This window comes from Campylobacter sp. S4:11, from assembly GCF_024723695.1.
Taxonomy (GTDB): Bacteria; Campylobacterota; Campylobacteria; order Campylobacterales; family Campylobacteraceae; genus Campylobacter_D; species Campylobacter_D jejuni_C.
The window spans coordinates 88482-100459 of sequence record NZ_JANQDC010000006.1 but is presented as its reverse complement, the minus strand read 5'-3'; the positions used below and the strand labels follow the sequence as shown (position 1 = coordinate 100459).

Sequence of the window (11978 nt, the reverse complement as noted above, 5' to 3'; positions counted from 1 at the left end):
GTTTCCTTTGATGATGAAATTTGAACTTGAACCAACAAATCCAGCTACATAATCATCTCCATTATTCATTACATATTGTTCTATTTTTGGAGTGACAAATAAATATGATGTTTCACTCATATATTTTCTAAATTCAGCACCTAATTCTAAAGATATAGAATTATTTGTCATGCTTTGAACTTCTTTTGCAAACATACCACTTTCTTTATAACTTGGAGTGTGTGCGTAGTAGTAATTTATACCAGCAAAAGGCTTGATAAATAATGATGATGAATTTGGATTAAAAATTCTACCAGCATTAGCGCTTAAGCCAAAGAATTTACTATCAAAATCAGCATTACTAGAATCACTTAGCATTGCTACACTTTGATCTGTTGGAGAAATTTGTCCATAAGCTCTTAAATTAATTTCCCATTGATCATTTGGATTAATCAAAGAATAAATACCAAATTGATAGTTATCTGATTTTTGCTCCATAACACCATCTTTGATAGTTGAATCAGCATAGGTAAAGTAAAAACCAAGTAAAGCATTATCATTGATTTTTCTATCAGCACCTAGTGTAAATCCATATAAAGCACCACTATCTCCATCTATGATATTTGCACCACCAAAAACATTACCCCAAAAGCTATTGTTAAACGAAGAATTTCCATAATAATTATAAACATCGCTTGCTAGTGCTGCTATATGGGTTGTAGCAAATTTTTCTACTAAAGCTTTATCTTGATAAGGATTTGAAAGTTTTGCTATTCTTGTTCCAATTGCTAGGTCATTTGCTACACCTATAGATGAATTAACAGAAGAATTTTGAGCATTATTTACTATAGCTTTTGCACTTGCTTTTGTATTTGTGGTAAGTGTGTTTAGATTTTTTCCTGTGGTATCTAGAGTGAGTGCTGCGATAGCATCATTGCTAAGTTTAGAATCTAAAATACTATTTAGCATATTTACAGCTAAATTTTTATTTTCTAAACTAACATCTTTCATATTTTCAACTAAATCACTACCATCAAATTTTCCACCATTATCTTGTATATCTTGGATTTGTTGTTCTAATTTTTTAATTTGTTCTTGCAGTTCTTTTTCTGCTTGTGCTATGGCTTCAAGCATAGCATCATCGCCAATATATCCTGGTTTTTGGTAGGTTCCAAATCCAGAATTTTCTAAATTTTCATTTCTTTTAATATCTTCTTTTATATTATTAAAGCTATCTAAAGCTTCTTTTCTAATATCAATTTCAGATTTTAATATTTTTGATAAATCTCTTACATTTTCATTAGCACCACCGCTAATTAAAAGACTTTTGCCATCATTAGAAACACTAAGTTTATAATCTGTAAATTGAGCCAAATCAGTATCTTCAAAAAATACATTTTTTGGAAGTAAATTACTTGTTTCAAGCATGCTCGTTATATCTTTAGTATATAGTGCCGTTACTATGTTTTTATCTATATCTTGGTTAAAATTGCCTGTTGTTTTTATAGCTACATAGTTGTTTATACCTAAATTTGAAACACTATTTGTACTTATGCCTATAGCCGAATCTTTTATATTTACATCTCCATCTACAGAGATTAAACCACCTTTTTTATTTGCATCATATATACCGATAAAAGAATTATTTACATTTAAATTTCCTTGTATGCTCATATAGCCATCTTTTTCGCCATATCCATTCCATACAAATAAACCAGGTCTATCAAGTTCTTCGTTGTATATATTGTCAATTGTTATAGGTGAGCTACCATTAAGTGTAACATTTCCCTTTATATTAAAAGCTTTATTTGCTTTTAAAGAAGTTTGATCTTTATTTAAAATAACTTCTTTTGCTTCTAAATTAACACTATATAAATCATATCGTGCTTCATTAGTTGAAGTTTCACCTAGATCTACCCAATCTGAATCAGATCCTATGGTTAAAATACCACTTGTTTTGATATTAATTTCTTTTATTGTCTTTCCAGCCCCATTTATACCTTCTTGGATAGGATATAGTTGGAGCATACTCGGATTTGTTTTTAATTCTATATTTTCTTTAGAATCTAAACTCCAAATTCCATCTTTATAGTTAAAAAAATCATGTAAATTTCCGGAATTTACCTCTTGTGCTAAGGCAGCACTACTTAATAAAGCACTAATGCTAACTCCCATTAAAACTTTACTTGTATGATAAGAAAGTTTCATTTGATTACTCCTTATAAATTTAAATTAAAAAAGCATTATACCCCCCCCCATAAATTTAAGTTTAAAGTAAATGAAAATATGTAAAAAATAAACAATGATCGGTAAGAATTTTTACTTTAGCTTGTTAAAATAAGCAATAATTTTTAAAACAAAGGTAAATTATGAAAATTTCTGTGCTTATTTTGGCTGCTGGACTTGGCACGCGTATGAAATCACAAAATCCAAAAGTGCTTCAAAAAATTTGCTCAAAAGCAATGATTTTACATATTTTAAAACAAGCATATAAGATTAGTGATGATGTATGTGTAGTGCTTTCTCATCAAAAAGAAAAGGTTGAACAAGTTGTTTTAGAGTATTTTCCAAATACACGTTTTTTAGAACAAGACTTGCAAAATTTTCCAGGTACTGCAGGGGCTTTAAGGGGCTATGAGAGTAAGCATGAAAAAGTATTGATTTTATGTGGTGATATGCCTTTAGTTAAAGCAGATGATTTGGAAAAAATAGCTTTAAATGAGAGTGATTTTAATGTGGCTGTTTTTGAGGCAAAAGATCCAAAAAGTTATGGAAGAATAGTATTAAAAGAAAATAAAATTCAAAAAATAGTAGAAACAAAAGATGCAAGCAAAGAAGAACTTGCTATAAACATTTGCAATAGTGGTGTTTATGCTATAAAAGCACAAATTTTAAAAGAAGTATTGCCTTTGATAAAAAATGATAATAAAGCTAAAGAGTATTATTTAACCGATGCAGTTTATTTAGCAAAAGAAAAGGGCTATGAAATCGATGCGGTGTTTGTAAATGAGCAAGATTTTATGGGGGTAAATGATAAAATTGAGCTTTGTCTAGCTCAAGATCTTATGCAAGAAGCAATTAAAAAAGAATGGATGAAGCAAGGCGTGATTTTTCACATGCCTGCGACGACTTTTATTTCAGATGAAGTTGAGTTTGTAGGCGAGTGTGAAGTGTATGAAAATGTGCGTATAGAAGGAAGATCAAAAATCATTAATTCTATCATTAAAAGTTCAAGTGTGATTGAAGATAGTATAGTAGAAAATAGCGATGTAGGACCTTTAGCACATTTGCGTCCAAAATGTCAGCTTAAAAATACCCATATAGGAAATTTTGTAGAATGTAAAAATGCTTTATTAAATGGAGTTAAAGCAGGACATTTGAGTTATTTAGGAGATTGTGAGATAGATGAGGGAACTAATATAGGTTGTGGCACTATCACTTGTAATTATGATGGGGTTAAAAAACATAAAACCAAAATAGGTAAAAATGTTTTTGTGGGTTCAGATACGCAATTTATCGCTCCGGTTGAGATAAAAGATGAGGTAATCATCGCAGCAGGAAGCACAGTGCATAAAAATGTAGAAAAAGGTTCTTTGTATATTAGTAGAGCTAATGCTCAGATTGTAGAAAATTATTATTATGAAAAACTAGGTAAAAAATGAAAACAATCTTACTAGCAGTAAGTGGAAGCATAGCCTTTTATAAAGCTTATGAGCTGATTTCTTTATTAAAAAAAGAAGGCTTTAGGGTTAAAGTTTTGCTAAGCTTGGGCGCTTTGAAATTTGGCACTAGGCTTAGTTTTGAAGCTTTAGCGGATGAAATTTTATGTGAAGATAATGAAAGTTGGCAAAATACTAATAATCATATAGCCTTTAGCAAGACTTGTGATTGTGTGCTTTTTGCACCTGCTAGTATAAATTCTATTAATAAGCTAAACTATGGTATAGCAGATAATTTATTTATTCAAACTTTAATAGCAGTAGATAAAAATAAACCATTTTTAATCGCACCTGCTGCAAATACAAACATGTATTTACATTTTAGCACTCAAAAATCTTTAAAAAATTTAAAAGAGCAAGGCTATATTATCATTGATCCTATAGTTAAAACTCTAGCTTGTAAAGATGAAGGCTTGGGAGCTTTGGCTGAACTAGATAGCATTATAAATGCTTTAAAAAGAAGTCTAATGCAAGAAGATTTTTTTAAAGATAAAAGTTTTGTTATAAGCGGTGGCGGTACTAAAGAAAAAATCGATGATGTAAGATGTATTAGTAATTTTTCAAGTGGTAAAATGGCAAAGGCTATTGCTGATGCTTTATATTTTTTAGGTGCTAAGGTGGCGTTAGTTAGCTCAGTAGAGTTTAAAACACCTTATAAATTAGAAAAATTTGAATCTTCTTTAGAATTAAAAGAAAAATTGCAAAAATACAAAGATTTTGATGCTTTAATTATGGCTGCTGCTGTGAGTGATTTTACTCTTGAGGCTTACAAGGGTAAGATTAAGAAAAATGAGCATTTAAACGGACTTAATTTAAAATTAAAGCTGAATGAAGACATCTTAAAAAATTTAGATTTTAAAGGTAAAAAAATAGGCTTTAAAATGGAATTTGATGCGCAAAATGCTTTAGAAAATGCTAAAAAATCTTTAGTTAGTAAAAATTTAGATATGGTGTGTTTAAATGTCTTAAATGAGCAAATGAACTTTGGAAGTGATGAAAATAGCATTTGTTTTATCACTAAAGATAGTATCTCTCAAAGTTCTAAACAAAGCAAAGAAAAACTTGGTTTTATTTTAGCACAAGAATTAAGGAAACTTTGGTGAATATCATCAACTCAACCTTACCTGTAAGAATGCAAATTTTAGAAAAACGCGCATATAATCGCTATGTATTGCTTTTAAACACTAAAAAGCTTGAAACAAAAAGTATGATAGAACTTGAAGTAGGGGAGGAGTATTTAGCTGAAGTTTATGAAGACAAAGGTGTAATTTCTTTTAAAAATCTGTTGAAAAAACCTAAAATTAGACTTTTTGAAGAGGGAGCTGAACTCATAGAAAAGCTTTTGCAAGAAGGTGATGAAAAAGCTTGGTATAAAAAATTCATCATCCAAAGACTTATGGAAAGTAAAAGTGCGTATGAGTTTGAAATTTATAAGGAAATGTTTTTTGCATTTTTTGAAGGAATTTATCATATACCTTTTGTTTATGAGGGAAATAGGGCTTTGTTTGAAGCTAAGAAAAATGGAAATATTTTAGAAGTGTATTTGTATTTTGAAATTTTTGGTGCTTTAAAAATTATAATTGATAATGGTAAAATCACACGCATACAAACACCTTTTGCCAAAGTAGCACATTTTTTAAACGAGTATTTTAAATTTGAAGTAGTTAATACACTCAATCCTATGTTTGTTTTTAAAAGATTGATGGATATAAAGGGATAGAATGAATGAATTAAAACATCTTGCTGTGGTAATGGATGGCAATAGAAGATGGGCTAGAAAAAATGGACTTTTAGAAAAAATTGGCTATAGTCAAGGTGCTAAAGTTGTTGAAAAAATCATAGAAGTATGTATAGATGAAAAAATTCAAAATCTAACCCTTTATGCTTTTAGTACAGAAAATTGGCAAAGACCAAAAGAAGAAGTAGAGTTTCTTTTTAAGCTATTAAATAAATATCTTGATGAATCTTTAAATAAATTTATAGCCAATGAAGTGCGTTTTAAAGCTATAGGAAATTTAAGTCTTTTAGACGAATTAACCTTAAAAAAAATACAAAATTTTCAAGAACAAACTAAAAATTACACAAGATTATGCGTAAATTTAGCTATTTCTTACGGAGGCAAGGATGAGATAGTTAGAGCGGTTAAAAAGGTGATTGAAAAAAATCTTGAAATTAATGAAGCAAATATACAAGCAAATCTTGACTTAAGCGAGGATGTAGATTTGTTTTTAAGGGTAGGGAGTGCTAAAAGAATTTCAAATTTTTTATTATGGCAGTCAAGTTATGCAGAAATTTATTTTAGTCAAACCTTATTTCCTGCACTTACTAAAAAAGAAATCGCAAATATCATTACTGAGTTTAAAAAACGCAAAAGAACCTTTGGTAAATGATATTTTTCTTTTTATTATTGGGACTTTGCGTGGGTTCTTTTGTCAATGTTTTGATTTTAAGAACGATTAATAAAGAAAGCACAATAAGTCCAAGATCAAAATGTCCTAAGTGTTTCAAAACTTTGAAATTTTATCATCTTTTTCCTTTGTTGTCTTTTGTATTTTTAAAAGGCAAATGTGCTTTTTGTAAAGAAAGAATTTCTTTGATTTATCCTTTTAATGAATTTCTTTGCGCGTGTTTGTTTGTCTTTGCTTTTTATTTAATCGAAGATGTTTTTCAAATTTTAATTTTTGCTTGTATGCTAGCTATATTTTTAGCGCTTTCTTGGATGGATTATTATCTAAAAGCAGTGAGTGAGCTTTGGCTTTGGATTTTATTTATTTTAGCTTTTTGTTTTGATTTTTTGCAAAATGGCTTAAATTTAGAGGATTTTCAAGATAGCTTTTTATTTCGAGTGTGTTTTGGGGCGGGGTTAATTTTCATACTAAAAAGTGTGATTAATTTTATTAAAAATTTTAAAAAAAGAGATGAAATTTTAGAAAGTTTAGGGGAAGGTGATGTTATAATAATAGCTTTGATTTTTGGAATTTTTGGCTACGAAAAAGGCTTTTTGATTTTATTTATTGCAAGTTTTTTAAGTCTTTTGATGTTTATAAAAATAGCCAAGAAAGATTATCAAATGCCTATGATTCCTTTTTTATTTTGCGGAATTTTGATTAATCTAAGTGTAGAAAGTATATTATGAAACTAGTTTATAAGTATTTGCTTAATCAGTTTTTAAGCACAATGTTGTCTTTATTTTTTACTTTATTTATTATTGTTTCGATTATATTTTTTATACAACTTGCTAAAATTACTGCTTATATTGAAATTACTTTTTTTGAATTAATCAAATTATATATTTTTCTTTTACCAAAGATATTGATTTTTACTTTACCCATATCTTTTTTCATTGCTTTGACTTTGGCATTTTATAGACTTTCTAGGGAAAATGAAAGCACGGTGTTGTTTGCTTTGAGTATAGCTCCAAGTATGATAGCAAGTTTTTTTGCAAAAATTGCAGCTTTAGTAAGTGCTTTTATGCTTGTGGTGGTTTTGGTTTTTATACCTATATCTTTTGAACTTTTTGATAATTTTGTAGATTATAAAAAAATTAGTGCTAAAGTAAGTATAAAAACAGGGGAATTTGGACAAAGATATGGAGAATGGCTTGTTTTTATCGATGCTAAAAATTCTGATGAAACTTATAAAAATATTATAATGTATCATCCAAAGAAAAACCCACAAGATAAAGAACAAGTGATTTTAGCTAAAGAAGGAAAGTTAGAAACAAATGATGGGGTTATTACTTTTAAACTAGATGAAGGAAAGGCTTATGAAATTAAAGAAGAAGATTGGCATATTTCTAGTTTTAAAAATTTATTAATTAAAAGTAAACTTTCTTCTAAAGAATTAAATACTCAAAGTTTTTATGGGTATTGGTCTGATGTAACAAGCAATAAAGAAAAAGCAAAAGAATTTGTTATTTATATTCTTATAGCTTTATTTCCTTTAGCTAGCGTGCTTTTTGCACTCTCTTTTGGTATAGTAACTTATCGTTATGAAAAAGGTTTTGCTTATTTTGGAATTTTTGTGATTATTTTTGCTTATTTTACGCTTTTGATTAGTTTTTATAATCCACCTTTTGTAGCTATTGCTGTGATTTTTTCAAGTTTTTTAATTACTTCTTTGTTTTATTTTAAAGCAAAAATTGCAAGTAAGTATTAATGCTTTTAAAATTAACTTTTTCTTATGATGGTTCTAAATTTCAAGGTTCAGCTACCCAGCCACATAAGCTTAGTGTCCAAGATACCTTAGCGCAGGCCTTGTCGCATTTGGGTATTTATGAAAAGCCTTTATTTGCTTCAAGAACTGATAAAGGTGTGCATGCATTTAATGCAGTTGCTTGTGTCAAAGCAGGAGAACATTTTAAAGATTTTGTATATTTAAAAAATAAAATCAATCATTTTGCACACCCATTTATACATATAAAACATATTCAAAGAATGCAAGAAAATTTCCAAGTGCGTTTTGATGTGCAAAAAAGAGCATATCGCTATATTATAAGTCATGAAAAATATAATCCTTTTTTAGCCTCTTATGTGTATTTTTATCCAAAAATAAATATTAAATTAGCCAAGGAAATTGCTTTTTTATTTGAAGGAGAGCATGATTTTAAACTCTTTCAAAAAGAAGGCTCTGATAATAAAACAAGCATAAGAAAAATGTATAAAACTAGAGTTTATACTTATAAAAATCATACTGTGTTTTATTTTGAAGCAAATGGCTTTTTAAGATCACAAATTAGAATGATGATGGCAAGTATTTTAAAAGTATTAGAAGGAAAAATGAGCCAAAATGAGCTTTTAGAGCAAATCAATGCTAAAAAAGCTCATTGTAGATTTTTAGCTCCTGCTAGTGGTTTGTATTTGAGTAAGATTTCTTATTATAATAATGCATGATTTTTTTATGTATAAAAAATGAAAAAAGAATGATCAAAGTACCTATGCAAAAAGGTAGTAGCTCTACATCTACTCCAAAAATACTCATATTGATAAAAATACTTATAGGTATAATGGCATTATTCATCAAGGCTAAAACCCCGCTATCTACTTCAGTGGAGCCTTTATTCCATAAAAAATATCCAAATCCTGAAGCAATAGTGCCAAGATAAATTAAAGCTATCCAAGAGCTTAAATTGGATGGTAAATTATTATAATCTCCAAAAAATAAAAAAGCAGGTAAGGTTATGCTGGTTGCTCCTAAATAAAAATAAGAAAAAGCTTCTTTTTGACTTAAATTTGCATTTTTTTCTAATAAAATTTTATAAAAACTTTGTCCAGCTCCAAATACTAAATTAGCCCCTTGAATAAGTAAAAAGCCATATAAAAAATTAGAGTTAATATTATCAAATTTAACTACAAAAGCACCCATAATACATATAAAAATACTTATGAAATATAAATATCTAAGATTTTTTGAAAAAAGCCCATAAAAAAGCACAACATAAAAAGGCGTAAAAATAGTAAAAAGTGCTACTTCGCTTACACTTAAATATAAAAAAGAATGATAATAAAATAAATTCATCACACCAAGCTGCAAAGCTCCAATGCTTATGAGTTTTAGTTTTAAATACAAATTTATCTTAAAATTTAAAAAAGGTAAAAATACCAATAAAGACAAAAAAACTTTTGCAAATGCTGCAAAAAAACTATCCATTTCTAAGGTGATAAAATGCCCAATTAATGGAAAAGAAAAAGCCCAAATAAAACTTGCTAGTAATAAACTTGGCATTTTAGAGCACGCCTTCTAATTTAAGTAAAGCCTCTTTGATAAATAAACCACCATTATATCCACCTAAGTGATTTTTAGCTACCACTCTATGGCAAGGTATAAAAATTGCAAGTTTATTTTTAGAATTTGCATTGCCCACTGCTCTAAAAGCTTTTGGATGATTAATAAAAGAAGCAATTTCTTGATATGTTTTAGTTTGTCCATAGGGAATTTTAATTAAAGCTTTATATACCTTTTGTTCAAATTCGCTCCCCTGAAGAGCTAGGGGAGTATTAAAAGCAAAAAGCTTTTTGTTAAAATAAAGGTCTAGTTCTTCTAAGGCTTGCTCTAAAATAGCGTGTTTATCTTTGGTAAAATCAGGCTTATATGTAGTAAAATCAACATTAATAAGCTTATCTTTATCACTTTGTAAAAGAATATAAGCAAAACTAGCTTTATAAAAACTTTGATACATATTTTTCCTTATTTTAAAAGCAAGCATTGTATGAATTTTAAATTAATTAATTGTTATTAAAGCAAAAATTTAGTTAAAATAGTGATTTAATTTATATTCAAGGAAAATACTTGAGAATTTTACTATTTAGTTTGATTATAAGTTTAAATGCTTTAGCTTTGGATTATACTTGTGAGTATGTTAAGGAAAATAAGGTTGATTTTTTCAAAGAATTTGAGCCAAAAAATACACAAGATTTTGCTCAAGTGGATTTAAATTGCGCTTTTTCTTTAAAAAATCATCAAATCACAAAAAGATTATATGAGCTTGCTAATGAAATTAGAGGAAGCAATAGTGCTTGTATGGGTGGAGAATATTTTAGCGATTTGAGAAAATTTGATTTTAAATTATTAGAAATTGCACTTGATCCACAAGGTTATCAGAAAACTTTACAAGATCCTATAATGCTTGAAGAAAAATTTGCAAAATTAAAAGCTTATTTTAGATTTTGGGCTTATCAAAGTATTGGAAATTTTAAACTTTTTAAGGAATTTTGGAAAGAATACAACAATGCAATCAACCCTTTAACTAAATATTTTCAAGAGGAATTTAATTTAGATAAAGCAAGTGCGATTTATTTTGCTAGTAATGCTTTGAATGAATTTTTAAACTGGGCAGTTGGTGAAACTAAAATTTTTAAAGATATTTCAGATTTTGAAAAATTTGTGGCTAATAAAAATAATTCTTTAGAGCAGATTAAAGAATACATTTATACTAAAAAAATTAGCAATTTAGAATTAAATAATGGTTTTAAATCAGCCTTGTTAAATAATAGAGAAAGTGAAATTGTAAGTGAATTTATAAAATTAGGTGTAAAAATAAATGAAGGTTATGAGTCTGCTTTATTTTTTGCACTAGATAATGCAGAAAATGTTAAGGTTTTGCTTGAAAATGAAGCGGTGGTTGATTATAAAAATTCTTTTGGTAAAACACCGTTGTTTTATGCTGTTGAATATAACAACTATAAAGTTGCTAAACTTTTGCTTGAAAATGGCGCGAATGTAAATCAAAAATATATTAATGATAATGAAAAACTTTCTATTGCTAGCATGGGAAGCAATACTCCATATTTTATTACCTTATGTGCACTTGAGCATACTTCTAAAAATATCTTTATGCATGGGGCAAATTATGCAGATGTAAAAATGCTTAAGTTGCTTATAGATTATAAGGCTAATTATAAAGAAATAGATGATTTGGGATTTAATGCACTTGATTTTGCCATCATTGCAAAAAAAGAACAAAATATTAAATTTCTAAAAAAACTTGGTTTAAAAGAAAATGAAAATTTGATGTTATATGAAAAGGCACAACCATGAAAACTGCTTTAATAACAGGAGTAAGCTCAGGATTTGGTTTAGAAAGTTTAAAAGCCTTAATAGAGCTTGATTATAAAGTTATAGCTATAGCAAGACGCAAGGAAAGATTAGAAAAACTACAAGAACTTTATGGAGATAAAATTTATCCTATGATGCTTGATGTTAGAGATAAACAAGCAGTTTTTACAGCAATTGAAAATCTACCTCAAGATTTACAAAATATTTCTTTACTTGTTAATAATGCAGGTCTTGCTTTGGGTTTAAATGAGTTTGATTCTTTAGATATTGAAGATATTGAGGCCATGGTAGATACTAATATCAAAGGCTTTTTATATATAGCAAGAGCTACTTTACCTTTACTTAGAAAGGCAAAAAACGCTCATGTGATTAATCTTGGTTCAATTGCAGCAAATGTGCCTTATTATGGAGGCAATGTTTATTGTGGAACCAAGGCTTTTGTAGCGCAATTTTCTAAAGCTTTAAGAACGGATTTACGTGGAAGTAATATAAAAGTAACTAATATCGCTCCAGGACTTTGCAAAACTGAATTTAGTGAAGTAAGATTTAAAGGTGATATTAAAAAAGCTGATGAGGTTTATGAAAATACTAAATATATCAAAGCTGAAGATATAGCAAGAATTATTACTTTTATCATTAGCTTACCTGAGCATATTAATATTAATGAAATAGAACTTATGCCTGTAACTCAAACATGGGCAGGAACTTTTAGCGAAAAAATATAAA

Annotated in this window: 12 protein-coding genes; 9 read left to right on the top strand and 3 right to left on the bottom strand. The window is 28.3% G+C overall.

Translation table 11 applies throughout. The features are described from left to right. A partial coding sequence (locus CAMP5053_RS03520; RefSeq protein ID WP_337217270.1) for an autotransporter outer membrane beta-barrel domain-containing protein occupies positions 1-2187 on the bottom strand: 2187 nt, incomplete at its 3' end. A 161-nt stretch (positions 2188-2348) separates the two neighbouring features. On the opposite strand from CAMP5053_RS03520, the gene glmU reads away from it, so the two are divergent. Genes glmU through truA form a run of 7 tightly spaced genes read left to right on the top strand, consistent with a single transcriptional unit; the run spans position 2349 to position 8590 of the window. Beyond that, positions 2349-3641 carry a bifunctional UDP-N-acetylglucosamine diphosphorylase/glucosamine-1-phosphate N-acetyltransferase GlmU gene (gene glmU, locus CAMP5053_RS03515; protein ID WP_214136183.1) on the top strand — a complete coding sequence of 431 codons (1293 nt, stop codon included), beginning with the start codon at positions 2349-2351 and terminating at the stop codon, positions 3639-3641. Continuing rightward, a complete protein-coding gene (gene coaBC, locus CAMP5053_RS03510; RefSeq protein WP_337217269.1) occupies positions 3638-4801 on the top strand; it encodes a bifunctional phosphopantothenoylcysteine decarboxylase/phosphopantothenate--cysteine ligase CoaBC in 1164 nt (387 codons plus the stop codon). Before glmU ends, coaBC begins: the two co-directional genes overlap by 4 nt. Then, positions 4798-5418, top strand: coding sequence for a hypothetical protein (locus tag CAMP5053_RS03505; protein ID WP_039626453.1), 621 nt, complete (start codon positions 4798-4800; stop codon positions 5416-5418). The genes coaBC and CAMP5053_RS03505 overlap by 4 nt, the downstream gene beginning before the upstream one ends. A 1-nt stretch (position 5419) precedes the next feature. Then, positions 5420-6088: a polyprenyl diphosphate synthase gene (uppS, locus tag CAMP5053_RS03500; protein ID WP_087700608.1), complete on the top strand. Its 669-nt coding sequence runs from the start codon at positions 5420-5422 to the stop codon at positions 6086-6088. Beyond that, complete coding sequence (locus tag CAMP5053_RS03495; protein WP_214100350.1) at positions 6085-6834, top strand: prepilin peptidase; 750 nt, start codon at positions 6085-6087, stop codon at positions 6832-6834. Before uppS ends, CAMP5053_RS03495 begins: the two co-directional genes overlap by 4 nt. Beyond that, the gene (locus CAMP5053_RS03490; protein WP_214100351.1) at positions 6831-7856 is read left to right on the top strand and encodes an LptF/LptG family permease; all 1026 of its coding nucleotides are present in this window, start codon (positions 6831-6833) and stop codon (positions 7854-7856) included. Before CAMP5053_RS03495 ends, CAMP5053_RS03490 begins: the two co-directional genes overlap by 4 nt. Further along, on the top strand, positions 7856-8590 hold the full coding sequence (gene truA / locus CAMP5053_RS03485) for a tRNA pseudouridine(38-40) synthase TruA (RefSeq protein ID WP_261529676.1): 735 nt from the start codon (positions 7856-7858) through the stop codon (positions 8588-8590). The genes CAMP5053_RS03490 and truA overlap by 1 nt, the downstream gene beginning before the upstream one ends. On the opposite strand, the gene CAMP5053_RS03480 is transcribed toward truA, so the two are convergent. Continuing rightward, positions 8544-9422 (bottom strand): EamA family transporter, encoded by an 879-nt coding sequence (locus tag CAMP5053_RS03480; protein ID WP_087700612.1) that lies wholly within the window; start codon positions 9420-9422, stop codon positions 8544-8546. The genes truA and CAMP5053_RS03480 overlap by 47 nt on opposite strands. Before the next feature lies 1 nt (position 9423). Continuing rightward, the gene (locus CAMP5053_RS03475; RefSeq protein WP_214125462.1) at positions 9424-9876 is read right to left on the bottom strand and encodes a methylated-DNA--[protein]-cysteine S-methyltransferase; all 453 of its coding nucleotides are present in this window, start codon (positions 9874-9876) and stop codon (positions 9424-9426) included. A gap of 110 nt (positions 9877-9986) precedes the next feature. Between CAMP5053_RS03475 and CAMP5053_RS03470 the strand changes: the two genes are divergently transcribed. Beyond that, positions 9987-11234 carry an ankyrin repeat domain-containing protein gene (locus CAMP5053_RS03470; protein ID WP_337217268.1) on the top strand — a complete coding sequence of 416 codons (1248 nt, stop codon included), beginning with the start codon at positions 9987-9989 and terminating at the stop codon, positions 11232-11234. Next, complete coding sequence (locus tag CAMP5053_RS03465; RefSeq protein ID WP_261529677.1) at positions 11231-11977, top strand: SDR family NAD(P)-dependent oxidoreductase; 747 nt, start codon at positions 11231-11233, stop codon at positions 11975-11977. The genes CAMP5053_RS03470 and CAMP5053_RS03465 overlap by 4 nt, the downstream gene beginning before the upstream one ends. Position 11978: the final 1 nt, after the last annotated feature.